The organism is Kribbella qitaiheensis (genome assembly GCF_042657745.1).
Classification (GTDB): Bacteria; Actinomycetota; Actinomycetes; order Propionibacteriales; family Kribbellaceae; genus Kribbella; species Kribbella qitaiheensis.
In genome coordinates this window covers 59,226-84,013 of record NZ_JBHSKE010000009.1, presented here as the reverse complement: position 1 = coordinate 84,013, position 24,788 = coordinate 59,226, and the positions used below count along the sequence as shown (strand labels likewise).

At 69.3% G+C, this 24,788-nt stretch carries 27 protein-coding genes and 1 pseudogene; 15 read left to right on the top strand and 13 right to left on the bottom strand.

Going from position 1 to position 24,788, the window contains the following annotated elements:
* Window positions 1–8: 8 nt before the first annotated feature.
* Both ACFPJ1_RS10320 and ACFPJ1_RS10315 read right to left on the bottom strand, forming a co-directional pair.
* On the bottom strand, window positions 9–464 hold the full coding sequence (locus tag ACFPJ1_RS10320) for an FAD-dependent monooxygenase family protein (protein ID WP_380103268.1): 456 nt from the start codon (window positions 462–464) through the stop codon (window positions 9–11).
* Window positions 465–546: 82 nt separating this feature from the next.
* Window positions 547–1,158, bottom strand: coding sequence for a TetR/AcrR family transcriptional regulator (locus ACFPJ1_RS10315; RefSeq protein ID WP_380103267.1), 612 nt, complete (start codon window positions 1,156–1,158; stop codon window positions 547–549).
* A gap of 48 nt (window positions 1,159–1,206) precedes the next feature.
* On the opposite strand from ACFPJ1_RS10315, the gene ACFPJ1_RS10310 reads away from it, so the two are divergent.
* Together ACFPJ1_RS10310 and ACFPJ1_RS10305 are read left to right on the top strand one after the other, a co-directional pair.
* Complete coding sequence (locus ACFPJ1_RS10310; protein ID WP_380103264.1) at window positions 1,207–2,346, top strand: FAD-dependent monooxygenase; 1,140 nt, start codon at window positions 1,207–1,209, stop codon at window positions 2,344–2,346.
* Window positions 2,343–3,218 carry a phosphoribosylaminoimidazolesuccinocarboxamide synthase gene (locus ACFPJ1_RS10305; protein ID WP_380103262.1) on the top strand — a complete coding sequence of 292 codons (876 nt, stop codon included), beginning with the start codon at window positions 2,343–2,345 and terminating at the stop codon, window positions 3,216–3,218. The genes ACFPJ1_RS10310 and ACFPJ1_RS10305 overlap by 4 nt, the downstream gene beginning before the upstream one ends.
* 80 nt (window positions 3,219–3,298) lie before the next feature.
* Here ACFPJ1_RS10305 and ACFPJ1_RS10300 read toward each other — a convergent pair whose 3' ends face one another.
* The 3 genes from ACFPJ1_RS10300 to ACFPJ1_RS10290 all read right to left on the bottom strand — a co-directional run bounded on the left by ACFPJ1_RS10300 (window position 3,299) and on the right by ACFPJ1_RS10290 (window position 4,527).
* The gene (locus ACFPJ1_RS10300) at window positions 3,299–3,787 is read right to left on the bottom strand and encodes a hypothetical protein (RefSeq protein WP_380103260.1); all 489 of its coding nucleotides are present in this window, start codon (window positions 3,785–3,787) and stop codon (window positions 3,299–3,301) included.
* Window positions 3,788–3,859: 72 nt separating this feature from the next.
* On the bottom strand, window positions 3,860–4,009 hold the full coding sequence (locus ACFPJ1_RS10295; RefSeq protein ID WP_380103258.1) for a hypothetical protein: 150 nt from the start codon (window positions 4,007–4,009) through the stop codon (window positions 3,860–3,862).
* Window positions 4,006–4,527: a PadR family transcriptional regulator gene (locus tag ACFPJ1_RS10290; RefSeq protein WP_380103256.1), complete on the bottom strand. Its 522-nt coding sequence runs from the start codon at window positions 4,525–4,527 to the stop codon at window positions 4,006–4,008. Before ACFPJ1_RS10290 ends, ACFPJ1_RS10295 begins: the two co-directional genes overlap by 4 nt.
* A 111-nt stretch (window positions 4,528–4,638) precedes the next feature.
* On the opposite strand from ACFPJ1_RS10290, the gene purS reads away from it, so the two are divergent.
* From purS to ACFPJ1_RS10245, 9 genes are all read left to right on the top strand, one after another.
* On the top strand, window positions 4,639–4,890 hold the full coding sequence (gene purS / locus ACFPJ1_RS10285; RefSeq protein WP_132191907.1) for a phosphoribosylformylglycinamidine synthase subunit PurS: 252 nt from the start codon (window positions 4,639–4,641) through the stop codon (window positions 4,888–4,890).
* On the top strand, window positions 4,887–5,558 hold the full coding sequence (purQ, locus tag ACFPJ1_RS10280; RefSeq protein WP_380103253.1) for a phosphoribosylformylglycinamidine synthase subunit PurQ: 672 nt from the start codon (window positions 4,887–4,889) through the stop codon (window positions 5,556–5,558). The genes purS and purQ overlap by 4 nt, the downstream gene beginning before the upstream one ends.
* Before the next feature lie 14 nt (window positions 5,559–5,572).
* Entirely contained in the window at window positions 5,573–7,642 is a 2,070-nt protein-coding gene (locus ACFPJ1_RS10275) for a hypothetical protein (protein WP_380103251.1), read from the top strand.
* Window position 7,643: 1 nt separating this feature from the next.
* Window positions 7,644–9,905: a phosphoribosylformylglycinamidine synthase subunit PurL gene (gene purL / locus ACFPJ1_RS10270; RefSeq protein WP_380103249.1), complete on the top strand. Its 2,262-nt coding sequence runs from the start codon at window positions 7,644–7,646 to the stop codon at window positions 9,903–9,905.
* A 1-nt stretch (window position 9,906) separates the two neighbouring features.
* A complete protein-coding gene (locus tag ACFPJ1_RS10265; protein WP_380103246.1) occupies window positions 9,907–10,602 on the top strand; it encodes a tyrosine-protein phosphatase in 696 nt (231 codons plus the stop codon).
* Window positions 10,603–10,670: 68 nt separating this feature from the next.
* Entirely contained in the window at window positions 10,671–11,180 is a 510-nt protein-coding gene (locus tag ACFPJ1_RS10260) for a DUF1707 SHOCT-like domain-containing protein (RefSeq protein WP_380103244.1), read from the top strand.
* A 95-nt stretch (window positions 11,181–11,275) separates the two neighbouring features.
* Window positions 11,276–11,608: a YnfA family protein gene (locus ACFPJ1_RS10255; protein WP_380103242.1), complete on the top strand. Its 333-nt coding sequence runs from the start codon at window positions 11,276–11,278 to the stop codon at window positions 11,606–11,608.
* 58 nt (window positions 11,609–11,666) lie between these two features.
* The gene (locus tag ACFPJ1_RS10250; RefSeq protein ID WP_380103240.1) at window positions 11,667–12,182 is read left to right on the top strand and encodes a GNAT family N-acetyltransferase; all 516 of its coding nucleotides are present in this window, start codon (window positions 11,667–11,669) and stop codon (window positions 12,180–12,182) included.
* A gap of 13 nt (window positions 12,183–12,195) precedes the next feature.
* Complete coding sequence (locus tag ACFPJ1_RS10245; protein ID WP_380103238.1) at window positions 12,196–12,846, top strand: cupin domain-containing protein; 651 nt, start codon at window positions 12,196–12,198, stop codon at window positions 12,844–12,846.
* 3 nt (window positions 12,847–12,849) lie between these two features.
* On the opposite strand, the gene ptsP is transcribed toward ACFPJ1_RS10245, so the two are convergent.
* From ptsP to ACFPJ1_RS10220, 5 genes and pseudogenes are all read right to left on the bottom strand, one after another.
* The gene (gene ptsP / locus ACFPJ1_RS10240) at window positions 12,850–14,805 is read right to left on the bottom strand and encodes a phosphoenolpyruvate--protein phosphotransferase (protein ID WP_380103432.1); all 1,956 of its coding nucleotides are present in this window, start codon (window positions 14,803–14,805) and stop codon (window positions 12,850–12,852) included.
* A gap of 45 nt (window positions 14,806–14,850) precedes the next feature.
* Window positions 14,851–15,261: pseudogene (dhaM, locus tag ACFPJ1_RS10235) on the bottom strand (dihydroxyacetone kinase phosphoryl donor subunit DhaM); the annotation flags it as partial.
* 4 nt (window positions 15,262–15,265) lie between these two features.
* A complete protein-coding gene (gene dhaL / locus ACFPJ1_RS10230) occupies window positions 15,266–15,898 on the bottom strand; it encodes a dihydroxyacetone kinase subunit DhaL (protein ID WP_380103430.1) in 633 nt (210 codons plus the stop codon).
* Between the two features lie 2 nt (window positions 15,899–15,900).
* Window positions 15,901–16,905, bottom strand: a complete 1,005-nt coding sequence (gene dhaK, locus ACFPJ1_RS10225) for a dihydroxyacetone kinase subunit DhaK (RefSeq protein ID WP_380103236.1) — start codon at window positions 16,903–16,905, stop codon at window positions 15,901–15,903.
* Between the two features lie 104 nt (window positions 16,906–17,009).
* Window positions 17,010–17,570 (bottom strand): RNA polymerase sigma factor, encoded by a 561-nt coding sequence (locus ACFPJ1_RS10220; protein WP_380103234.1) that lies wholly within the window; start codon window positions 17,568–17,570, stop codon window positions 17,010–17,012.
* A 62-nt stretch (window positions 17,571–17,632) separates the two neighbouring features.
* Here ACFPJ1_RS10220 and ACFPJ1_RS10215 point away from each other — a divergent pair, with 62 nt between their 5' ends.
* The gene (locus tag ACFPJ1_RS10215; RefSeq protein ID WP_380103232.1) at window positions 17,633–19,270 is read left to right on the top strand and encodes a serine/threonine-protein kinase; all 1,638 of its coding nucleotides are present in this window, start codon (window positions 17,633–17,635) and stop codon (window positions 19,268–19,270) included.
* Window positions 19,271–19,428: 158 nt separating this feature from the next.
* Here the strand turns inward: ACFPJ1_RS10215 and ACFPJ1_RS10210 are convergent, their stop codons facing one another.
* From ACFPJ1_RS10210 to ACFPJ1_RS10200, 3 genes are all read right to left on the bottom strand, one after another.
* Window positions 19,429–20,136, bottom strand: coding sequence for a hypothetical protein (locus ACFPJ1_RS10210; protein WP_380103231.1), 708 nt, complete (start codon window positions 20,134–20,136; stop codon window positions 19,429–19,431).
* Between the two features lie 78 nt (window positions 20,137–20,214).
* Window positions 20,215–20,910, bottom strand: coding sequence for a hypothetical protein (locus tag ACFPJ1_RS10205; RefSeq protein WP_380103230.1), 696 nt, complete (start codon window positions 20,908–20,910; stop codon window positions 20,215–20,217).
* Complete coding sequence (locus ACFPJ1_RS10200) at window positions 20,907–21,518, bottom strand: thiaminase II/PqqC family protein (RefSeq protein WP_380103228.1); 612 nt, start codon at window positions 21,516–21,518, stop codon at window positions 20,907–20,909. Before ACFPJ1_RS10200 ends, ACFPJ1_RS10205 begins: the two co-directional genes overlap by 4 nt.
* Window positions 21,519–21,732: 214 nt before the next feature.
* On the opposite strand from ACFPJ1_RS10200, the gene ACFPJ1_RS10195 reads away from it, so the two are divergent.
* The 3 genes from ACFPJ1_RS10195 to ACFPJ1_RS10185 are packed head-to-tail and all read left to right on the top strand — an operon-like array spanning window position 21,733 to window position 24,787.
* Window positions 21,733–23,028 carry an ABC transporter substrate-binding protein gene (locus tag ACFPJ1_RS10195; RefSeq protein WP_380103226.1) on the top strand — a complete coding sequence of 432 codons (1,296 nt, stop codon included), beginning with the start codon at window positions 21,733–21,735 and terminating at the stop codon, window positions 23,026–23,028.
* A complete protein-coding gene (locus ACFPJ1_RS10190; RefSeq protein ID WP_380103224.1) occupies window positions 23,025–23,963 on the top strand; it encodes a carbohydrate ABC transporter permease in 939 nt (312 codons plus the stop codon). Before ACFPJ1_RS10195 ends, ACFPJ1_RS10190 begins: the two co-directional genes overlap by 4 nt.
* Window positions 23,960–24,787, top strand: coding sequence for a carbohydrate ABC transporter permease (locus tag ACFPJ1_RS10185; protein WP_380103222.1), 828 nt, complete (start codon window positions 23,960–23,962; stop codon window positions 24,785–24,787). Before ACFPJ1_RS10190 ends, ACFPJ1_RS10185 begins: the two co-directional genes overlap by 4 nt.
* Window position 24,788 lies beyond the last annotated feature (1 nt).

Genomic DNA, 24,788 nt, shown 5'->3' with positions numbered 1-24,788 from the left:
TCGTCTGCCTAGTCCAACTGCCGCGCATCCCCCACGACAGCCGCGAACCTCCGCAACGGCCGCGTGCTGACCGTTGCGGGATTGACCGTCTGGGTCGGCGAGGTGACCTTGAGGGCACCGTCCAAGTAGAGCTCGACACTGCCCGGCTGCGGCACGATCGCGCCCGCCGCGACGGCGTCGGCGTAGAAGCCGGGGAACCATCGGTCGAGTGTCGCCTGCACGGCCGGCAGCAGGGCATGGACCTGAGAGCCTTGCGGTACTCCGGGTCGCGGCTCGTCCGTCGCCTGGGATTCGTCCCACTCGATCACAATCATCTCTTCGGCGTGATCGCTGAGCATCCGCGCCGCGACCAGCCCGGCCATGCTCGCCCCGAGCACCACGGCTCTGCGCAGGATCATCTTGGTGTCGGCCGGCGGTTCCGCGGTACTGATCCGGGCGGAGCGTTGGGCAGCAGACAGCGGCATGTTCGCACCCCCAGGGCTGAAACCGGCCGCGCTTCGACTGTAAGGAGCCCTCACTTCGCAGAGCCGCGCGTGGCGGCCGTGGTCAGTGCTGGTTGAGGCCGATGAGCAGGGCTTTGAGGCTCCGCCGTACTGCGGCCTCGAAAGCCTCGGGGGATAACGTCGTCCCAGCGCCGGCCACCCGGTCATACATGAGGCCGTCCATCATCGCCGCGGCCGGCCAGGCGGCTGCTTCCGCGTCGGCGATCCCGAGCGCGGCGAGCAGGCCGGCGAGCCCCTCGCGCAATTGCCGCCCGCCTTGGATGATCGCCTCTCGCAATTCCGGCTGACGGCTTGCTTCGAGCGACAACTCGTACCGCGCGACCAGGTCGTCCGGCCGATCCCGCACCAGGTCCACGACCATCCCGACCAACAAATCCACGGGGTCTGCATCGGTCGCTGCTCGGTCCGGGGCCGGGCCGGCTGCGCCAGGAGGGGGCTGGGCGGTCAGGTCTCGGGTCAGCATGCGGTTCACGCAGGCGGTCAGGAGGGCCGAGCGAGTGCGGAGGTAGTACGAGGTCGAGCCCGGCGGGAGGCCGGCTTCCGCGTCGACGGCTCGGTGGGTGAGGCCGCGGAGACCGCGGGTGGCCACGAGGTGGATGGCTGCATCGGCGATGGCTGCCTGGCGGTCCTCGCCGAGCGGCACCTTTTTCGTCACGCGGCACACTCTACCCAACTCGCCTCTACAGATGTAGAGTCAGCGGGCATGAGGACAGCAATCGTGGTGGGAGCGGGGATCGGCGGGGTGACGGCGGCCGTCGCGCTGGAGCAGTGCGGCTGGCAGGTCACGGTGCTGGAGCGGGCGCCGGAGTTGGGCGAGGTCGGCGCGGGCATCTCGGTGTGGCCGTCGGCCGTCGCCGTGCTGGAAGACCTGGGCGTGCAGGGTGTCGAGAAGGCCGCAGCGACCGGTTCGGCGGCCGGGATGCGGCAGCCGAGCGGCCGCTGGCTCGTCGAGGCCGCCGACATCGGGGTGGAGATCCCGGTGATGATCCACCGGGCGCAGTTGCATGACCTGATCACTGCCCGCTTCGGCCCCGGCATCACCGTCCGCACCGGCATCACCGTCACCGGCCTCACCCAGGACGACTCGGTCGTCACGATCACCGGCACTAGTCCTGACGCAGGCGACGAGGAGTTCCCGGCCGACCTGGTGATCGCGGCCGACGGGATCCGCAGCATCACCCGCCGCACGCTCCACCCGTCACACGAAGGACCGCGGTACTCCGGCTACACGGCGTACCGGGGGATCGCAGAGGCGGACATCAGCGACGGCGGCGGGGAGACGTGGGGACGCGGGCAGCGGTTCGGGTTCGCCCGGCTCATCGACGGGCGGATCTACTGGTACGCCACGGCCAACCGCGAAGCCGGCCGACCGGTCGGTCCGGGCGGGATCCACGACGACGTCACCAGGCTCTTCGGCGGCTGGCACGAACCGATCCCCGCCCTGCTAGCCGGGACACCGCCGGAATCCGTTCTGCAGAACGACATCTACGACCTGCCACTGCCGCTGGCCCCGTTCGTCGAGGGCCGCGTGGTCCTGCTCGGCGACGCCGCGCACGCGATGACGCCGAACCTCGGCCGCGGCGCGTGCTCCGCGATCGAGGACGCCGGCGCGCTCGCCCGACACCTCAGCGCGACCGAGGATCTTCCGACAGCACTGAGCCGGTACGACGCCGAGCGGCGTCCCGCGACGGCCAAGCTCGTCAAGCGGTCCAGGAGCATCGGCACGATCGGTCAGCTCGACAACCGGGTGCTCTGCACGCTCCGCGACGGGCTCTTCGGCGTCGGGGGCAAGGTGGCCGGGTTGCTGGCCAGGCGTCGGCGGGTGGAACAATCCCGGGTGTGATCATCCCTCCGCAGGCTGTCGAGATCCCCGGCGCGAAGCACATCCACTCCGGCAAGGTCCGGGATCTGTACGAGCTGGAGTCGGGCGACCTGCTGATGGTCGCGAGCGACCGGATGAGCGCCTTCGACTGGATCCTGGACACGCCGATCCCGGACAAGGGCAAGGTGCTGACCGCGATGAGCCTGTGGTGGTTCGAGCAGCTGGACGTGCCGAACCACATCCTGTCGACCGACGTACCGGCCGAGGTCGCCGGGCGCGCGGTGGTCTGCGAGCGGCTCGACATGTTCCCGGTCGAGTGCGTCGCCCGCGGGTATCTGAGCGGCTCGGGATTGCTGGACTACAACGCGACTGGCGAGGTCTGCGGGATCCCGCTGCGGCCCGGCCTGGTCGAGGGCTCGCGCCTGGACGAGCCGATCTTCACCCCCGCGACGAAGGCCGACATAGGCGAGCATGACGAGAACGTTTCGTACGACGCTGTGGTCGCCACCGTCGGCGTGGAGACGGCCGAGTCGCTGCGGGGGCTCACCCTCGACATCTACCGCGAGGCGCATGCCCGGGCCGAGCAGCGCGGGATCATCCTGGCCGACACGAAGTTCGAGTTCGGCGCTCGCCGCGACGGCACGATCGTGCTCGCGGACGAGGTGCTGACGCCGGACTCCAGCCGCTTCTGGCCGGCCGACCAGTGGCAGCCGGGAAAGCAGCAGCCGTCGTACGACAAGCAGATCGTGCGCGACTGGCTCCAGTTCGACTCCGGCTGGGACCGCAAATCGGGCGAGGCCCCGCCGCCTCTCTCGGACGAGGTCATCGCCCGCACCCGCTCGGCATACATCAACGCCTACGAACAACTGACCGGCCGCACCTTCACACCCTGACCCGACCTGTTGCGTCCGAAGACCTGAGGAGACGCCTCCGCGGTTCTTCGGACGCAAGCCCTCGCAGACGTAAGCCGTCTTCAGAAGAGGCCGACGCCGAGGGCGAGGGTTACGAAGCGGGCCAGGCGGCCGGCCAGGACGGACAGGGTGAAGGTGACGACGCCCATCCGGCTGGCTCCGGCGATGAGGGCTACGCCGTACAGCGGGGGGATGCCGACCGACGAGCTGAGCAGGGTGACGGGGATGCCCCAGCGGCGGTCGCTCAGGGCGTCGAGGAGGCGCTTGCTGAGATCGCGGTTCCACTGCACGAACCGGCCCCACCGGGTTTCCAGGTTGAGCGGCTTGGGTTCCTTCCCCTTCTTCGCCGCGTAGCCCGGGCGGTAGCGCACGGCCAGGAACATCGCGACCTTCCCGATGGTCTGGCCGACCGACACCCCGACCGCGGCGACCACCGGATCGAGCGCGCCGGAGACGCCCACACCGAGGACGTACGCCTCCGCGTTCAACACGGGGATGACGGCAGACCCGATCCCGAAGCCCACCGCCAGCGCGAACTGCCACAACCACATGCCCTGAGGCTATGTGCAGGCCGTTGCCGGCTCAGTGATGCCAGCCCCACTTCAGGAGAAACCCGGGGCCCCTCAACCCCGGGTTCCAGCTCCCTTGACAGCCCTCGGCTCCTCCGACGGCACCACCTCGCCGGCGCGGACCGCGAGGGAGATTCCTCTCAGTGCCACGTCGCGGCGGTAGGCATACTCCACCCGGCGCATCTCGAGGGCGAGGTCGGTCATCGACTGATCTCCTTCTGTTGGGCGATCCGGTCCAGTGCGCTGTCCAGCCAGCGCAGGTCGGCGTCCAGATGCATGGCGATGTAGTCCCGCACCAGCCAGGACGGCGAGTCGTCGTCCGGTGCCACGGCCTTCAGTTCGCGGATCCGGCGAAGGTGGCTCGACCGCTGCCGGGTCAGGAACGTGGTCGCGTCCTCGCCGGTGCGGATCGTCGCGACCACCTTGCGGACCAGTTCGTCGACTCCGCCGAGGGCCGGCTGGATCGGCTCGGCGAGCCAGTTGGCGAGGTGCTCGCGGCCCTTCGCGGTGAGTGCGTAGACGGTCCGCTCGGGACCGCCGTCCGAGCCCCGGTCGACCACCTCGACGAGTTCGTCGCGCTCGAGCCGGGCCAGCGTCGTGTAGACCTGCCCGAACGCGAGCGGCCGGCTGTCGGGGAACCAGGCGTCGTTGCCGCGCTTCACGTCGTACCCGTGAGCCGGCCCGTTGTGGAGCAGTCCCAGAACGAGTTCAGCTGTTGCCATGGAGTGACTATACACGCGGTGTATGTACTCAGTGAATAGTCGAGGATGCGGAATCTTGGCGCTCGATCGGTAGGATTCAGGCGTCATCCCCGGTCCGAACCAGGAGTTGTAGTGGCTCGCGTTGTCGTCGACGTCATGCTCAAGCCCGAGATCCTCGACCCGCAGGGCAAGGCGGTGCACGGCGCGTTCGGCCGGCTCGGCTTCGACGGCGTGGCGGATGTGCGGCAGGGAAAGCGCTTCGAGATCACCCTGGACGGTGAGGCGACCGAGGAACAGGTCGCCGAGATCCGCAAGGCGGCGGACACGCTGCTGGCCAACCCGGTGATCGAGGATTACACCCTGCACGTCGAGGGCGACCAGTGAAGATCGGGGTCGTCACCTTCCCGGGCTCGCTCGACGATGTGGACGCCCGCCGGGCGGCCACGGTCGCGGGAGCCGAGGCGGTCGCGCTGTGGCACGGCGACGCCGACCTGCACGGGGTCGACGCGGTGGTCCTGCCGGGCGGCTTCTCGTACGGCGACTACCTGCGCGCCGGGGCGATCTCCCGGTTCGCGCCGGTGATGGGCACGATCATCGAGAAGGCGGCCCAGGGCCTGCCGGTGCTCGGCATCTGCAACGGCTTCCAGGTGCTCTGCGAGTCGCACCTGCTGCCGGGCGCGCTGATCAAGAACCACCACCGCAAGTTCATCTGCAAGGACCAGCCGCTGCGGATCGAGAACAACCGCACCGCCTGGACCAGCGACTACGACGCGAACCACGAGATCACCATCGTGCTGAAGAACCAGGACGGCTCGTACGTCGCGGACGAGGCGACGCTGGACCGGCTCGAGGGTGAGGGCCTGGTGGTCGCGCGGTACCTGGACCAGAACCCGAACGGCTCCTACCGCGACATCGCGGGGATCAGCAACGAGCGGGGCAACGTGGTCGGCCTGATGCCGCACCCGGAGCACTGCGTCGAGACCCTGACGGGCCCGAGCACGGACGGCCTCGGCTTCTTCACCTCGGTGCTGAAGGCCGTCGTCGCCTCCTGATGAAGTCTCGGCGGGTGCGGCGGGTTCTGCTCCGCACCCTGTTCCTGGTCGCTGCCGTCGTCGTCGGTACCACGAGTGCGGCCTCGGCTGCTCCCGGTACCCAGCCGCAGGGTTCGCAGGACTTGCTGGCCAAGGTGGTGGTGATTGGTGTGCCGGGGTTGCGGTGGAGTGATGTTGAGGCCTCGCCGGAGTTGACGGCGCTGGTGAACCAGTCGAATGTCGGGTCGATCACTGTGAAGACGGCCGGGCCGCATACCTGCCCGATCGACGGCTGGCTGACGATCAACGCAGGCACCCGCGCCTGGGGCAGTGTGCCCGACCAGGGGTGCGGTGAACTCCCCGGTGTCGTCGACGGCAAGATCCAGGGCTGGCAGACGTACGTCGACCGCCAGGCCGAGCACCACACCGGCGCCCCGCTCGGGCGGCTCGCGGAGAGCCGTGACCGGATCTGCGGCTTCGGCCCAGGTGCTGCGGTCGCACTGGCCCGCACGGACGGCACGGTCGCCAACTGGACCGAGTCCCTCGACCCCGCGCTGCTCGCGAGCAACGCCTGCGGTGACGCGATCATCGACGCCGGCCCGATGCCGCTGCGCGAAGGCCGCGAGGAGGCCCGCAAGAAGGTCGCCGACCTGGTCGCGCAAGCCCGCGCGGCCGACGGCTGGGTGCTCCTCGTCGGAGTCGCCGAGGAGACCGCCGTCGCGCACCAGGAACCACTCGTCGCGATGCAGTTGCCGCCGGACAACGGACCGCGCTGGCTGACCAGCGACTCCACCCGTCGGCCCGGCCTCATCCAGCTCACCGATGTGACCGCGACGATCCTGCGCGGCGAGGCGAAGGAGCTCGACCCGGCCGGCTCCGAGCAGCCCGGGCCGCTGGACGGGAACGAGATCCATTCCACCGGCGACGTGCACACCGATGCCGCCGCCGTCATCGAGGACCGCCTCGACACCAACGAACGGTTCGAGCACCCCCGCCCGGTGCTCGGCTGGCTCGCGATCACCTTGCTGGTGGCGCAACTCGCCGCGCTCGGCTGGTTCCTGATCACCCGCAGCCGGCGTGCCCGCAGTACGAGCGTGTTCACGCTGCTGACCCAGGGTGGGTTCTTCATCACGGTGTTCCTGACCACGGTGACCCAGTGGTGGCGCTGGCCGTCGCCCGGCCTTTCCCTGTACTTCGTGGCGCTCGCGATGAGCGCGGCCGTCGCCGGGCTGGCCTGGGCGTTCCTCAAGGAGTACGCGTACCTCGGGATCCTCGGAGCGGCGTACGTGATCCTGCTGGTCGACGGAGTGCTGGGGACGCCCCTGCAGTTCGGCAGCATGTTCACGGACGGGCCGGTGATCGGCGGGCGGTTCTACGGCTTCGGGAACTCCACCTTCGCCGTATTGGCAGTCGCCGCGCTCGTCATGGCCGGGTGGGCCGCGCAGAGGGTGCTGGACCGCAGCAGAGTGCAGGCGGCGCTCGTAGTACTCGCTATCGGCGGCCTGGCGATCATCGTCGACGGCAAGCCCGGTTGGGGGACGGACTTCGGCGGCATCATCGCGCTCACCCCGGCCGTGCTGCTGATGGCCTGGCTGACCTGGCGCGGCGGGATCACCTGGAAGGCGTTGCTGGGTATCGGCGTCGCGGGAGTGCTCGCTGTGTCGGCCGTCGCCTTCCTGGACTACCTGCGCCCGGCGGACCAGCGGAGCCACTTCGGCACCTTCGTGGCCCGGCTTCTCGACGGTGACGTGAACGACGTGCTGATCCGCAAGCTGCAGATGTCCCTCGGCTTCTTCGATTCCGTCGCCGGCTGGGCCATGCTCATCGGGGTACTGCTGGCGATGGCCGCGACCGTCTGGCCGGACAAGGTGCCCTCCGAGGCGTACCGCCGCTTCTACGTGAGCAAGCCGATGGTCCGGCCGACCCTGTTGGCCCTCTCCACCTGCGGCCTGATCGGCATGCTCCTCAACGACGCAGGCGTCGTCCTCCCCGCGATCATGGCCGGCTTCGCCCTTCCTTTGCTTGTAGCGCATCTCCTGTCGGTGAACGCCGACCAGCAGCCCGCTACCGTTTCACCCGAGCCCCACCTAGTACAGGAGTCATAAAGTGTCGACCGACACCGTCAGCAACGCGACCAGCAGCCCGGACGTCGAGCAGCCGTGGGCGGAGCTCGGGCTGAAGCCGGACGAGTACCAGCGGATCCGCGACATCCTGGACCGGCGGCCGACCAGCTGCGAGCTGGCGATGTACTCGGTGATGTGGAGCGAGCACTGCTCGTACAAGTCGTCCAAGGTGCACCTCAAGCGCTTCGGCGAGATCCCGCAGGAGACCCCGGCCGGCAAGATGCTGGCCGGCATCGGCGAGAACGCCGGTGTGATCGACATCGGTGAGGGCTACGCCGTCACCTTCAAGGTCGAGTCGCACAACCACCCGTCGTACGTCGAGCCGTACCAGGGCGCGGCCACCGGGGTCGGCGGCATCGTCCGCGACATCCTGGCGATGGGCGCCCGCCCGGTCGCGGTGATGGACCCGCTGCGGTTCGGCCCGCTGGACGCCCCGGACACCAAGCGTGTGCTGCCGGGGATCGTGTCCGGCGTCGGCGGCTACGGCAACAGCCTGGGCCTGCCGAACATCGGCGGCGAGGTCGTCTTCGACCCGACGTACCTGGGCAACCCGCTGGTGAACGCGCTCTGCGTCGGCGTGATGCGGCACGAGGACCTGCACCTCGCGAACGCCACCGGCATCGGCAACCAGATCATCCTGTACGGCGCGAAGACCGGTGGCGACGGCATCGGCGGCGTCTCGGTGCTCGCCAGCGAGACCTTCGCCGAGGGTGGCCCGACCAAGCGGCCCGCGGTCCAGGTCGGCGACCCGTTCATGGAGAAGCTACTGATCGAGTGCACCCTGGAGCTGTTCGCCGCCCGGATCGTCGAGGGCATCCAGGACCTCGGTGGCGCCGGGCTGTCCTGCGCGACCTCCGAGCTGGCCAGCGCGGGTGACGGCGGCATGTTCGTCTCGCTCGACAAGGTGCCGCTGCGGGACGCCTCGCTCGCTCCGGAAGAGATTCTGATGAGCGAGTCGCAGGAGCGGATGATGGCCGTCGTCACGCCCGACAATGTCGAGCAGTTCCTGAAGATCTGTGAGAAGTGGGACGTCCAGGCCGATGTGATCGGCGAGGTCACCGACACCGGCCGGCTGCAGATCGACTGGCACGGTGAGCGGGTGGTCGACGTACCGCCGCGCACCGTCGCGCACGAGGGCCCGGTCTACGAGCGCCCGTACGCGCGGCCGGACTGGCAGGACGAGCTGCAGGCCGACGGCGCCGAGAAGTTGCCCCGGGCAAACACTCCGGAGCAGCTGCGGGACACCCTGCTGCGGCTGATCGCGTCGCCGAACCTGTGCGACAAGTCCTGGGTGACGGACCAGTACGACCGGTACGTGCTGGGCAACTCGGTGCTCGCGCAGCCCGAGGACAGCGGAATGATCCGGGTCGACGAGACCAGCGGACTCGGCGTAGCGGTCTCCACCGACTGCAACGGCCGCTTCGCGAAGCTCGACCCGTACATCGGCGCCAAGCTCGCGCTGGCCGAGTCCTACCGCAACGTTGCCACCACCGGTGCTCGCCCGGCCGCGGTGACCGACTGCCTGAACTTCGGCTCGCCGGAGGACCCGGGAGTGATGTGGCAGTTCTCCGAGGCCATCCGTGGTCTGGTGGACGGCTGTATCGAGCTGGGGATCCCGGTCACCGGTGGCAACGTGTCGTTCTACAACCAGACCGGCGAGACCCCGATCCTGCCGACGCCCGTGGTCGGCGTACTCGGTGTCATCGACGACGTGACCCGGCGGACCCCGATCGGTTTCACCGCCGAGATGGAGGGTCACCAGCTCTACCTGCTCGGTGAGACCGAGGAGGAGCTGTCCGGCTCGGAGTGGGCGCACGTGATCCACGGCCACCTCGGCGGACGCCCGCCCGCGGTGGATCTGGCGGCCGAGGCGCAGCTCGCGGACATCCTGATCAACGCGTCCCGCGACGGCCTGATCGACGCGGCGCACGACGTCAGCGACGGCGGCGTCGCCCAGGTGCTCGTCGAGTCCGCCCTGCGCGGTGGCACCGGCGCCCGGGTGTGGGCCCCGGACGGTCTCGACCCGTTCCTGTTCCTGTTCGCGGAGTCGGCCGGCCGCGCGGTCGTCGCCGTACCGCGGACCGAGGAGGTCCGGTTCACCGACATGTGCACCGCGCGCCGGTTCCCGCACACCAAGATCGGCGTCGTCACCGGCGAGTCCCTCGACGTCCAGGACCAGTTCGAGATCCCGCTGCCGGAGCTCCGCAGCAACTGGACGGCGACCCTCCCCAACGCCCTCGGCTGACGTGAGCCGCGAGCTGGACTGGGACGGCGCGGTCAACGCGCGGGACCTCGGCGGACTGCCGGCTGGATCGGGAACGATCCAGCCGGGCCGGATCTATCGCTCGGCCCGGCCGGATCTGCTGACCGAAACCGGCTGGCAGCAGTTGGCGGACGCCGGGGTCGGCACGGTCATCGACCTGCGGAACGACGACGAACGGCTCGAGGTGCGGGTGCTCGACGTCGTGCACCACCACCCCGTCGAGGATCAGCAGGACGAAGAGTTCATGGCTGTCTGGGGCGAGCGGCTCGACACCCCCGAGTACTACGGGGAGGCGCTGCGTCGCTGGCCGGGACTGATCACCTCGGTGTTCGCGCGGATCGCGGATGCCCCGGCGGGCGGCGTACTCGTGCATTGCAAGGCCGGCAGGGACCGGACCGGGATGATCATCGCGATGCTGCTCACCCTGGTAGGGACGCCGGTCGCGGGCATCCTGGACGACTACGAGCTCGGCCTGCGCACGATGAACGCGTACTACGAAGTGACTCCTGGGGCGGGCGAGCAACCGCTCAGCCCCGAGGCGCTCGACGAGCACTGTGCGCACGCCTGCCTCGCGATGGTCGCCTTCCTCGGCTCCGTCGACATCGCCGCCTACCTCACGTCGAGCGGGCTGACCTTCGAGCAGCTCGACCGGTTGCGGGACCGTCTCGTCGCACCCTGACTCCTGTACCGGTTGGGTCTTGCCCTTGCGGCTGGCACACTCGGGAAGGACGGAGTGGGGTGTGAGCGATGACCGATCGGTACAAGGGTCGGCCGAGAGCTGATCTGGCGAACCTGGCCGGGATGGCCGCGGCCGCGAGTCAGGAGGCTCGGGTCGTCGCAGCGCGTCGCAGGATGCTGACGGTCCGGCTCACCGACGAGGAACGCCGGATCAGCATCGACGAGCTGTCCGAGCAGTTCGCGATCGGGCGCCTCGACGAGCCTGAGCTGCACCGCCGCGTCGACGTGGTCAACGAGGCCGTCACGCATGCCGACCTCCAGCCCGCGTTCGAAGGTCTCCCGCTGCCGTCGCTCTACACCCCGAAGCCACGTCAGCCCGGCCGCTGGCGCTGGGCCGCCTTCGCCGGGGCCGTCTGGCTGGCCCTCCCGTTCTTCCTGACCGGGCTGGTCTTCCTGGTCTTCGGCCGCGAGATCGCCGCCGCCATCTTCGCCCTGCCGTCCCTCGCCTGGGTCTTCTTCGCCTACCGCTGGGCCTCCCGACCCCGCCGCCAGAACCCCCAGCACCCACCCCGCCGCTGACCCTACCGAACTCCCGCCGACCCGGTGAGCGGGGTCCACTCCGGGTTGCGGTCGGCCGCAGGTCCCCCATCGACTCCGTGTCATAGCCTCCGGGTATGACGGTGTTGCGGTCGATCGCGTTGTTCGGAGTGGCTGCGGTGGCGGAGATCGGTGGGGCGTGGCTGGTGTGGCAGGGGGTGCGCGAGCACCGCGGGGTGTTGTGGATGCTCGGCGGGATCGTTGCTCTCGGCGCCTACGGGTTCGTCGCCACGCTGCAGCCGGACCCGAACTTCGGGCGCATCCTGGCGGCGTACGGCGGGGTCTTCGTGGCGGGTTCACTCGCCTGGGGAGTGGTGGCTGACGGGTTCCGGCCGGACCGTTGGGAGCTCGCCGGGGCGCTGGTCTGTCTCGTCGGCGTGGGCCTGATCATGTACGCGCCCCGCGGCTGAAATAGCCTGGCACCGTGCCGACCCCACTGCACGACCCCGGTCACGGGGATACCTCGCCGTGCCCGTCGACGCGTCGGCGATCGCCGAGCTGATGCGGGCGTCCGTGCTCGACCTCTTCCCGGCGTACTACGACGCGGCGCAGACGGCGAGTGCCTCCGTGCACATCGCGGCGCTCGACCTGGCCCTGATCGAGGACGGCACGTACTACGTGCACGAGGCCGGCGGGGAGCTCGTGGCCTGCGGCGGGTGGAGCCGGCGGAACAAGCTCTTCAACGGCACGGATGCCGGCGCCGACGAGAGGTTGCTCGACCCGGCGACGGAGCCGGCCCGGATCCGCGCGATGTTCGCCCGCGCCGACTGGACCCGGCGTGGGCTCGGCCGGGCGATCCTGACTTCCTGCGTGGACGCCACCCGGGACGAGGGATTCACCCGGCTCGCGCTGATGGCGACACTGCCCGGAGTACCGCTGTACAAGGCGTTCGGCTTCACCGAGGTCGAGCACGCCGAACTGACCCTGCCCGACGGCGTGGTACTCGGCGCCGTCGCGATGGAACGCGACGTCGACACCTTCTGAACTGGAGATACGAATGACCGCAGGCACCACCGTCCCGGCCCCCGACGGCACCGAGGTCGTGCTCGGCGAGATCGGCACCCGGGTACTGCTGGAGAACTCTCGCGTCCGGGTCTGGGAGGTCGCCCTCGAAGGCGGCGAGGCGCAGGGCTGGCACCTGCACCACAACCCGTACGTCGTGCTGTGCCTGGCGACGTCTCCCTGCCACATGGACTGGCTCGACGCAAGCCCCGCCCGTCAGCTGAGCGAGACCATCGGCGGCTCGGTCTACCGCCCGGTCTCCCCGGTCCACATGCTCACCAACGACGGCGACTCGCCGTACCTCAACCGCTTGATCGAGCTCCTCGACCTCGGCGAAGAAGCCTCGGGCGAACCCTATGAAGTTGCCGAAGGCATCGAACAGGACGGCGCCTTCGAAGGCGTCGGCGAGGTCCCCACGAAGGTCGTCGTCGACGACCCGGACGTCCGCGTCCAGCACGTCACCCCCGACGCCGGCGAGTCCTACACCTGGCGCACCGGCGCCTACCCAGCCTTGGTCGTAGACCTCGACCGCGCCACTCCCACGGTCACCTACCTCCAGCCAGGCGAGACCCACACGCTGCCCGCGAAGCCTGAACGCACCAACGGCTTCAACCTCGTAGAACTCCGCTACTACGCCGCTGGCTGAGCGTCAGAGCTCGGACTGTAGGAGAGCGCGGACGTCGGCGGCGCTGGGGAGGGTCAGGGCCTTGGCGGCGACGGCAGCGGCGGTGGTCAGGTTGGTCTGGCGGAGGCGAGCCTTGACGAGTGGGACCTGGGGGCCGACCGCGCTCAGTTCGTGAACGCCCAGGGCGGCAAGGAGTGCGGCGGCATCGGGGTCGCTCGCGAGGTCCCCGCAAACGGCGACCTCGACGCCGGCGGGCACTCCGCGGACCACGCGGTCGATCAACTGCAGGACCGCCGGGTCGAGGGCATCGGCCAGTGCCGCGACGTTGGTGTTGCCGCGATCCGAAGCCGTCGTGTACTGCGTGAGGTCGTTCGTCCCGATGCTGACGAAATCCAGGCCGTCGGCGAGGCTGGCGATCCGCAACGCGGCCGCCGGGACCTCGACCATGATGCCGACCTTGATACCACACGGGTGGGTGCCGATCGCGCCGAGCTGCTCGAGCGCCCAGGCGACCTCCTCGGCCGTCGTGACCATCGGGAACATCACCTGCACCGGCGTCTCCGTCGCCACCTGGCAGATCGCCTTCAGCTGGTCCCGCAGCAACTCGGGCCGGCGCCGGAACACCCGGATCCCGCGCTCGCCGAGGAACGGGTTCGCCTCGCGCTCCTGCGGCAGGAACGGCAGCGGCTTGTCCCCACCGATGTCCCAGGTCCTGATGGTGATCGGCTTCCCGCCGAGCGCCGCCGCGACCGCGCGGAACACCTCGGCCTGCTCCTCGACGGTCGGCGGCTGCCGCCAGTTGCCGAAGAGCACCTCGGTCCGCACCAACCCGGACCCGTCTGCCCCGCGCGCATCCACCGCATCCTGGACCGACCCGACGTTCGCCAGTACTGCGATCGTCTGGCCGTCCGCCGTCACTGCGGGTCGATCCGCGTCGGCCAGAGCCGCTGCCCGTTCCGCGGTCCGCGCCTCGATCGCAGTACGGAAGGCTGCCTCGTCCGGCTGGACCACGAACGAGCCGTCGCGCGCGTCGAAGCCGACCAGTACGCCGTCCGCCACCGCCACGTCGCCGATTCCCGTGACCAGCGGAATCCCGCGCGACCGCGCCACGATCACGCCATGCCCGGTCGTCCCCGCGGCCCGCACGGCGATGCCCGCGACCCGCCCGGCATCTACCCCGGCCGCGGTCGCCGCATCAAGCTCCGGTACTACGAGAATCCCGCCTTCGGGATACCCCGCCACGTCCAGCGGGTCCACGGACGGTGCTGCGGTGCCGCGGGTGAGGGCCCGTAGTACTCGGTCTCGGACGCTACGGACGTCTTGCGCGCGCTCCCGTTGGTAGGCGTCGTCGAGTCCCTCGAAGGTGGTCGCGAGCTCGTCGAACGCGTTGTGCCAGGCGTCGGGTGCGCTCGATCCGTCGGTGATCGCCTGGGAGATCAGCTTCAGCTGAGCGGGGTCGTCGAGCAGCGAGAGTTGCGCCTCGAAGATCGCAGCCTCGGCCGCTCCGACTCGCTCAGCAGTGTCGTCGCGCAGCCGAACCAACCCGTTGGTCGCCACCGCCCGCGCCTCGTCCGATCGCTTCTGCTCATCTGTGGAGGGCAGGTAGTCACTCAGGTCGACCGAGGCATCCACCACCACCGCCGGCCCGATCGCCACATCCAGCCCGGATCCACCCGCGCTCGGGGGCGCTGTCGAGGTCTCAGCAACAGGAGCCGGTGCATCGTCGAACGCCCGGTCAGCCAGTGCGCTGATCGCTTGGAGGGCCGCATCCGCGTCCGGACCTGAGGCGCCGACCCGGAGTCGATGACCCTGCTGGGCGTTGAGCGTGGCAACCATGCTCAGACTTCCCGCGTCGACCGGTCCGCGGCCGGTGTCGAGATCGGTCAACGTCACGGCCGCGTCGAACCCATTGACCAGGGCAACCAGCTTCGCGGCCGGTCGCGCGTGCAACCCATGCTCGTTGCCGACCGCGATCTCCACGAAGGCGCTCTCGGCAGCAACCGGCGTCGAATCGACCACAGCCGGGCTGTCTCCGAGGTGATCCTGCTTGCCGGCGAGGCCGCGCGAAGCCTCGGTGATCACCGCGTCCAGTGAGGCGCCGGTCGACGCGGTCACCACAGCGGCGACCAGGCCCTCCACCAAGGGCGCACTGGAGAGCTTCACCCGCTCGGCAACCTCGGGATCGACGAACTCCAGGGCCAGTTCGGCGCTCAGGATCGCGCTGCCGAGATCGAGCAGTACGAGGATTCCGTCCGGGCTGTCGGCTGTCCCGATCGCCTCCGCGACGGCTGCCGCGTCGGTACCGAAGGTCGTCTCGTCCAGCCCGGCGGCGACCGCGATCACCGGGCGGTCGCCCTCGGCAACCATCTCCGAGGCCAGCCCGACCGCCGCCTCAGCCAGCGCCCGGCTGTGCGACACCACCACGATCCCGATCAACGGGTTATGCCAACGTTCGAGCGGCGGATTCGAGCAGGAGGGTGGTACTCGTCGCGCCCGGATCCTGGTGCCCGGCACTCCGCTCACCGAGGTAGCTGGCCCGCCCCTTGCGAGCCACCAGCGGCGTCGTCGCGTCCCGCCCCTTGGCAGCCGCCTCGGCCGCCGCCGAGAGCGCCCCGCCCAGGTCGGAACCACCCGCCACGGCCCCGTCGTACGCCTCGAGCGCGGGCGCCCAGGCGTCGTACATGGTCTTGTCGCCGACCTCGGCCTTGCCGCGGGCGAGGATGCCACCGACACCTGCCGTCAGTCCCTCACCGACCGAGGCGGGCGTGATCTCCTTGCCCGCCAGCGCGGTCCCGAAGCGCAGGAAGAAGGTGCCGTACAGCGGCCCGCTCGCGCCGCCGACCTTGCTGACCAGCGTCATGCCGGCCTTCTTCAGCAGTTCGTCGACGCTCTCGAACGTGGTCTCGTCGAGCACCGCGACGACCGCCTTGAAGCCGCGGTCCATGTTGCTGCCGTGGTCCGCGTCGCCGATCGCCGAGTCGAGCTCGGTCAGGTACGCCGCGTTCTCGTGCAGCGTGGCCGCCAGGTCCCGCAGCCAGTTCGCGAAGTCCTCGACGGTCTTCTGCTCACCCATGCTCACGCTCGCCAGCGTAGGCCGGGGGTGTTCACCGGAGCGTCCCAGAGACGTACCAGTTCGTCGTCCACCTTGAGCAGCGTGACCGAGCAGCCGGCCATCTCCAGCGAGGTGATGTAGTTGCCGACCAGCGAGCGGGCCACCGTGATGCCGGCCCGGTCGAGCAGTTGCCGGACCTCGTTGTACATCAGGTACAGCTCGATCAGCGGCGTGCCGCCCATCCCGTTCATGAAGGCGATCACCGTGTCGCCCTGCTGGTACGGGAGGTCGCCGAGCACCGGGTCGACCAGCAGCGCGGCGATGTCCTTGGCCGGTGCCAGCGGCAACCGTTGCCGGCCGGGCTCGCCGTGGATGCCGATGCCGACCTCCATCTCGTTCTCGGCCAGCTCGAACGTCGGCTTGCCCGCGGCCGGCACGGTGCAGGAGGTGAGCGCCATGCCCATGCTGCGGCCGTTGTCGTTGATCCGCTTGGCGAGGTCGGCGACCTCCTGCAGCGGGCGGCCCTCCTCGGCGGCGGCGCCGACGAGCTTCTCCAGCAGCACGGTCACGCCGACACCCCGGCGGCCCGCGGTGTAGAGGCTGTCCTGGACGGCCACGTCGTCGTCGGTGACGACCGACAGCACTTCCGTACCGGCCTCGGCGGCGGCCAGTTCGGCGGCCATCTCGAAGTTCATCACGTCGCCGGTGTAGTTCTTCACGATGTGCAGCACGCCGGCGCCGGCGTCGACCTCCTTGGTCGCGGCCATCATCTGGTCCGGCACCGGCGACGTGAACACCTCACCCGCGCAGGCGGCGTCCAGCATGCCGAGCCCGACGAAGCCGCCGTGCATCGGCTCGTGGCCGGACCCGCCACCGGAGATCAGACCGACCTTGCCGGCCTTGGGTGCGTCCTTGCGGTAGACGATCCGGTTCTCGTGATCGACCCGGATGTGGTCGGGGTGCGCCGCCTCCATCCCACGCAGCGCTTCACTCACAACATCGGCAGGGTCGTTGATGAGCTTCTTCATGAAGCCCATCTGAGCACACCGAACGCCGCTGCGGGAGCCCCCCAGGCGTTCCGGTCAGTCGGCCGCCTGCTCGGCGACCTCGGCCTGCTGCTACCGGGGAGGGGTCAGTCCTTGGGGCGGAGGAGGGGGCGGACGACCTCGCGGGCGTCGTGGATGCGGGACTTGATGGTGCCGAGCGGGGCTCCCACCAGGGCGGCGATCTCCTCGTAGGACAGGCCGTACACGTCCCGCAGTACCAGCGGGGTGACCATCTGGGGGCGGTCGCGTTCGAGCGTCTCGAGGGCTTCCAGCAGGTCCAGGCGGGTGCCGGCGATGACGCTGGTGGTCCGCGGGTCCGGCCGGTCCATCTGGTCGGGGTTGTGCGCGGCCTGGGCGGTCCGCTTGAGCTTGCGGTACGTCGAGCGGGCCGAGTTCGCCGCGACCGAGTGCACCCAGGTCGAGAAGCTGCTCCGGCCGGAGTACGTGTGGATCTTCGTGGCGATGTTGAGCAGCGCTTCCTGGGCCGCGTCCTCGGCGTCCGCGGAGTACGGCAGCACGCTGCGGCAGATCCGGAGCACGCGGGGGTGGACCAGCCTGAGCAGGTCGTCCATCGCGTTCTTGTCACCGCCGGCGGCGCGCTCGGCGAGGACTCCGAGCTCGTCGGTCGGGCTGCTGCTCTCGCTCATCTGCGCCTTCGTTGTCATCGGTCCCCCGGGCGTGGGACTCCGAGTGATCCATAATGCCTTGTATGGGGGTCCCAACCAGACTAGGCCGGTACGTCGTGCGCCGACGCCTGGGCTCTGGTGGTTTCGCGACGGTGTGGCTGGCTCATGACGAGCAGTTGGACGCCGAGGTGGCCATCAAGGTCCTGGCCGACAACTGGGCGCACGACGACTCGGTGCGCCGCCGTTTCCTCGAGGAGGGCCGATTCCTGCGCCGGGTCGAGTCCGAGCATGTCGTCCAGGTGCACGACGTGGGCGAGCTCGAGGACGGGCGGCCGTTCCTGGTGCTCACGTACGCCGACCGCGGCACCCTGGCGGACCGGCTGAAGAAAGAACCGCTGGTCCTGGAGTCGGCCGTCGGGGTGATCGTCCAGGTGGGCCGAGGGCTCCAGGCGCTGCACAGGCGGGGACTCCTGCACCGGGACGTGAAGCCGGCCAACGTGCTCTTCCGGAGTACCGACGAGGGCGAGCGGGCGGTCCTGTCCGACCTGGGCCTGGGCAAATCCCTCGACGAGGTGTCGAGGATCACCCTGCCCGGCGGCACCCCGTCGTACGTGGCGCCCGAGCAGGCGATGGGGGAGCGGCTGGACCAGCGAGCCGACCAGTACTCCCTGGGTGCGGTCGCGTATGCCGCGCTGACAGGTCGTTCCCCGCACCAGGTGGACGGCCTGGGTGCGGCCGGCCGGGTCAAGGCGGCCCCGCCCCCGAGCTCCCTCGGGTTCGACGTCCCGGACCGGGTCGACGCCGCGATCGTCCGCGCGCTGGACCCGAACCGCGAGAACCGCTGGCCCGACATCGAGGCCTTCACCCGCGAACTCGTCGGCGCCCTCGACGAAACCACCCAGAACTTCCTCCCGGCCGGCGCAGTCGCCAGTACTGCGGCCCCGGTGGCCGCGGTCGGCACCGTCACGGCCGATCCGGCCAAGCTCAAGCCGGAGATCGTCCTTCCCGAGGTGGAGCCGGAGGTCGGCGAGAAGACGGCGCTGAGCGACTCCAACGCCCCGACTGTGGTCAAGATGCCGGCGGACAGCTCCACCGAGGCCGCCGCCAGTCCGGCCGTGCCCGAATCAGTCCCTGCTTCAGCCGGAACCCCGGACTCCACCTCAGCTCCGAGCAAGCCCAGGCGCAGGCGGCGGGGTCGCTGGGTTGTTGCCGCGGTGCTTGCACTCGTCATCGGCGGTGGAGCGGGATACGGCGTCGAGCGGTACTTGCTGCCGGCCCATGACGTCACGGCCACTGGGAACGGGTTCTCGGTGGTGGTCCCGAGCGACTGGGCCGGTGTCGTCGCCAAGTCGAACTGGCGCCCACCGGGCAATGCTGACGACCGCCCCGCGCTGCGCGTCAGCGAGAACGACAACTGGGCCTTGCCGGACCTGGGCGTCTTCGCCGGCCTGATCGATCGCAACGGCGACCCGCGCAAGCGGTTCCCGGATCCCAAGGAGTACAACTGCGGCCTGCCGGGGGAGATCCTGGACTCCATCATCGGTGGGAAGCCCGGCCTGGAGCAGATTTCGGCGCAGTGTGGACCGGGCGCTACCATCCTGCTACAGAGAGTCGTCGATACGGGGAGCGACTTGATGTTCGTGCAGGTCCAGGGCCCCGATCGGGACAAGGTCATCGAGGTGGCCGACTCGATCGTGTACAGAGGTGAAGGAACTCCGTGATGATGGTCGTCGAGCGGCTCAGGCCGTCGCCCGCGCTGCTCCAGGCGAACCGCCGCCGCTTCTACCGCATCCGCTCAACGATCTTCCGCATCATCTGGCCCCGCTGACCTCCTCCGGAGGCCACCGGGTGCCGCGGACGGCGTCGGAGCACGGGTAGCTCAGATGTCTTCGTCGGTGCGGGTGGCTGTTTCGGTGGCTCGGTCCAGGACGGCCAGGAGGGCGTCTTCGTCCTGTGGCAGGCCGGTCGAGCCCATCTCGAAGATGCAGTTGCCGCTCTCGTCGGCTATCCAGCGGACGATCACGTAGCGGACGCTCGAGTCCGGCACATAGGTGTAGACCAGGGTCGCGTTGTGCGTGTCCGGGTCGACCTGCTCGTCTAGCACCTCCACCATCTGGTTGGCCGGGATCGCCTTCAGCTCACTGATCCGGATCGCCATCGACTCGGCCGGCGGCCGCTGGACGGTGAAGCCCGCCTCGATCCGGATCCAGCGCTTCTTGGTCGGGTCGGTGTACCTGCCCAGCTTCGGCGGATCCGGCTGGGTGAAGTCCCAGAGGGCCGGCACCTGGACCCGCACTCTCGACTTCACCGCCATGCGCGCGGTGAACGTGCGGGTCTTGTAGGTGAGCTCGTCCGCCTCCAGTGCCGGGGAGTCGTCCGGCACGATCTTCTTGGCGGGCGGCGTCGGGGACTGAGTGGGCGGAGCGGTGGGCAGACTCAGTGCGGAGAGCGGGCTGGCCTCCCCGTTGGTCGCAGCGGTCCCCGGGGTCGTCCACAAGCCCACCCCGTAACCACCCGCTGCCCCCAGCAGCGTGATCGCGAGCAAGCCGGACCCGAGCAGCGCAGTACCGACCCTCCGTCCGGCCACGGCCACCCCTCCTCCCGGTCCGCCCCCAGCACGTCCCTTAGACACCGTAAGTCACCGGAAGGTTCGGGCGTCTTCCGGTCAGCCGGTCTCGTGGACCGAGCGGGTCGCTTCCTGCAGAACCGAGTTGAGGCCGGCGGCGTCCTGGGGGAGTCCGGTGATGCTCATCTCGACGGTCGCCAGATCGTCGCCGTGAGCGGCGGCTACCCAGGAGACGATCACGTACCGCCGGGTCTGGTTCGGGATGTAGGTGTAGATCAGCGTGGAGACCGAGCGGAGCTCGCCGTCGGCCTCGATCTGGTCGTCGGTCTGGGACACGATCCGCAGGTCGTTCTCCGGCGCCTGGCTCTTCTCCAGGTCCACGATCAGCTTCTGCCGTGATTCCTTCGGGCTCAGACCGGGTGGGGAGATCGCCTCGACGCGAACCCCTCGCTCCTTCAGCGGATCGAGGAACTTGACCTCGGCAGGGCTCTTCGGGTTGGTGGTCAGCTGCCAGCCGCGGGGTACCTGGATCGCTAGTTCCACCGTCCGATCGGAGGCCTGGACCTGAAAGGTGTGCTGGCGGAAGGTCAGCTCCGCCGTGGTGAGGGCCGGAACATCACTGGGGACGGGAGTTTTGACCGGCAGCGCCGCGGCGGGGGAGATGCCGCCCAGTGGTGCGGCGGCGCCGGCGGTGAGGGTGGTGCCTGGCTCGGTCAGGACGCCCGTCTCGTAGCCGGCCGCGGCACCGACGACTGCCAGCAGTACGACACCGCTCACCAGGACTGCGGTCTTCACCCGTGCACCAGATCCCAGAAGGCCAGTTCGAACCGCGCAACCCGGTCGAAGGCTCGGGTCATCATAGGTGTCAGCTCCTCGCGGTCCACCAGCTCGCCGAGCTGGTCGACGTACGCGGAGAACTCGGGCGAGGACCAGTTCGCGATGAAGCCGGCGTACTGCGTGTCCGGGCTGGTGCTGTCGCGGACGGAGGCCCAGGCGTCGTAGTACGCCTTCTCGACGGCGTAGAGGACGGTGATGCCGACCGGCCAGCCCTCCTGGACCGAGGCGAGCAGGTATGAGGAGTAGCCCAGGTTCAGCAGCGAGGGCTCGGCGGTGAGGTCGAGTCCGCGCTCGGCGGCCTCGGTCTCGAACAGCTCGAGCTCCGGCACCAGGCCGGCCAGTCCGCCGGCCAGCACCTTGCGGGCGTCATCGTCGGGAGCCACCTCGGACAGCGCCTCGAGGAAGCTCCGGAAGGACAGCACGAAGTAGTGGTCCTCGGTCAGCCAGCGGTCGAAGGTGGCCTTGGGCAACGAACCGGCGGAGGTGCGGGCGACAAACGGGTGGGCCAGGATGCGCTTCCAGGCGCGGGCCTGCCCGGTGAGCAGGGCAGAGGTTGTCTCGGGCACATCGCCATCTTCTCAGGCCGGTCGGAGGGCCGCCTGCCCGATTCCGGCGAGCATCGGACTGAATCCTTTCAAAAGGTGACCTCCGAACCCTTGACACGCCAAGTGAGGTCTTCGTAGCGTGCCGCAGTGAGGAAGATAACACCCCTTCACGTTTTGTTCCCATTCAACGGTGATATTTCCGGGGTTCTGTGCTGCCCCGAGCTCAGGAGGAACCGTGGCATCCGAGATCATCCGTCCGCAGGTCAGCCGGAGGCGACTGCTGCAGTTGATGGGCGGCGTCGCGGTCGCCGGCACCCTCGCGGGGTGTGGTGGCGGCAACTCCGCCGGCGGCAGCGGCGGCGGTCCCCTGAAGGTGATCGGCGCGGGCAGCCAGGAGGCCGGCCTGCGCAAGGCGCTCGACGAGTACAAGAAGCAGAACAGCTCGTTCGACTTCAACCTGTCCTTCTCCCCGGCGGACCAGTTGCAGACGGCGCTCCGGGCTCAGCTCGCGGCGGGCAACGCGCCGGACATGCACGCGGTCTACCCCGGCAACGGCAGCGCGATGTCGATGGTCCAGCTCAGCAAGGCGAACCTACTGACCGACCTGAGCGACCAGGCCTGGACCCAGAAGATCCCGACCGGCTTCAAGGGCGCCTACCAGCAGGACGGCAAGACCTTCATCTTCTCGCCCGGGACCAGCGTGCTCGGCGCGATCTACAACAAGAAGGCGTTCGCCAAGGCCGGGGTCGAGGTGCCGACCACGTGGAGCGAACTGCTGACGGTCTGCGAGACGCTGAAGAAGAAGGGCATCGTGCCGCTCGCCCTCGGTGCGCAAACGCCCTGGGTCACTCAGCTGATCAACTACGCGCTGGTGCCGGGCACCGTCTACGCCAAGCAGCCCGACTTCGACGACAAGATGGCCGCCGGCTCCGCGACGTTCGCGGGCTCCGGCTGGGCCGACGCGATGAACAAGTACCTCGAACTGCAGAAGCGCGGCTTCTTCAACGACAACCCGAACGGTACGACGTACGAGCAGGCCACCTCGATGGTCGGCACCGGCAAGGCCGCGATGGCGATCCAGGTCTCCGCGGTCCTGCAGGCCTACCGGGACGCGGCGCCGTCGCCCGACGACCTCGGCATGTTCCCGCTGCCGGCCACCGACACCGCGGCCGACAACTGGATCCCCGGCGGCATCGTGGTCGGCCTGGCGGTCAGCGCGAAGAGCAAGAAGGCCGACGAGGCGCGCAAGTTCATCGAGTTCTGCGGACAGCCGGACATGATCAACACCTGGGCCGAGGCGGTCGCCTGCGTTCCCCTGTACTCCGAGGGCGAGGCGAAGGTGGACCCCGTACTGAAGCCGTTCCTGCCCTACCTGTCGGGCAACAAGGCGGTTCCGTTCATGGACCAGCGCTGGCCCAACGCCGAGGTGCAGCCGACGCACTTCGCCGTCGTCCAGGAGTTGCTCGGCGGCAAGACCACCGTCGACGGCGCGCTGAAGAAGATGGACGAGGCCTACCGGAAGGCCGCATGACGGCGGTGATGGCGCCGCCGGTCAAGCCCGCGCCGCCACCGGTGAAGCGGGTACGTCGCGGGGGTGGCATCGCGCCGCCCTGGTTGTTCGCGGCGCCGGCGTTGCTGGTCTACGCGCTGGTGATGCTCTACCCGAGCATCGTCGGCGCGGGGTCGGCCTTCACCGACTGGTCAGGGGTCGGCGAGCAGCGGTCGTTCGTCGGGTTCGACAACTTCCAGGAACTGGTGAACGACGACCAGGCGCTCGGCGCGCTCCGCAACACACTGCTGCTGACATTGGCGATCGTGGTGGTTCAGAACGGGCTCGGCCTGCTGCTCGCGCTCGGCGTCCACACCACGATCAAGAGCCGGATGGTGCTGCGGGTGATCTTCTTCGCCCCGGTCGTGGTCAGCCCGGTGATGGTGTCCTTCCTCTGGAAGTACGTCTACAACCCGGCACCGGACGCGGGCCTGAACGCGGCGCTGAACGCCGTCGGGCTCGGGGCGCTGCGGCAGGACTGGCTGGGCAACCCGTCGCTGGCGATCTGGTCGGTCGCGTTCACGGTGATCTGGCAGTGCGCCGGCTACTCGATGGTGATCTTCCTGGCCGGCCTGGAAGGCGTGCCGAAGGAGTTGCACGAATCGGCGATGGTTGACGGGGCCGGCACGGTCGCGCGGTTCCGGCACATCACCTGGCCGCTGCTGGCGCCCGCGGTGACGATCAACGTGATGCTGTCGACGGTCGGCGGCCTGACGCTGTTCACCCAGATCATCGCGATGACCAACGGCGGTCCGGGGTACGCGACCGACACGTTGTCGACCGTGCTCTACAAGCAGGCGTTCGTGTTCGGGAAGTTCGGCTACAGCACCGCCGTCGCGCTGGTGCTGGCGATCTTCGTCGCCGCCGTCTCCTTCCTCCAGATCGCGTACCTCCGCTCCCGGGAGACGACCGCATGAGGACCGCCTACCGGCCCCGCACCTTCGTCCTCGAGCTCGTCATGGTGGCGACCGCGGTCGCCTTCCTGTTCCCGGTCTACGCCTTGGTGACGCTGGCCTTCAAGGATCCCGAGCAGATCGCGAACGCTCCGCTGTCGCCGCCCGATCCACCGTCGGTGGACAGCTTCGGTACCGCGTGGCAGTCGGCCTCGCTCGGGTCCGCTCTGCTGAACAGCACGCTGATCACCGTCTCGAGCGTGGTGGTGCTGATCGTGCTCGGCTCGCTCGCGGCGTACTTCCTGGCCCGGCAGGTCGGCCGGTTGAGCTACAGCCTCTACATCCTGTTCCTGGTCGGCATCATCCTGCCGTTCCAGCTGGGCATGATCCCGCTCTACCAACTGGTGAACGATCTCGGCCTGCTCGGCACCTATCAGGGGATGATCCTCTTCTACACCGGGATCCAGCTGCCGTTCACGGTGTTCCTCTACACCGGCTTCATCCGGTCGCTGCCCGCCGACTACACGAACGCGGCACTGATCGACGGGGCCTCGCACCTGCAGGCGTTCGTGCACGTGATCTTCCCACTGCTGCGGCCGATCACCGGGACGGTGCTGATCCTGAACGCCGTGCACATCTGGAACGACTTCTTCACCCCGCTGCTCTACCTGGGCGGGTCGGGCCGGGAGACGGTCCCGGTCCGGGTGTTCGCGTTCGTCAACGAGTACACGTCCGACTACGGGCTCGTCGCGGCCGGCCTGGTGCTCGCCGCGCTGCCGATCCTGGTCGTCTTCCTGCTGCTCCAGCGCTATGTCATCCGCGGCTTCTCCAGCGGACTGAAGGGATAAC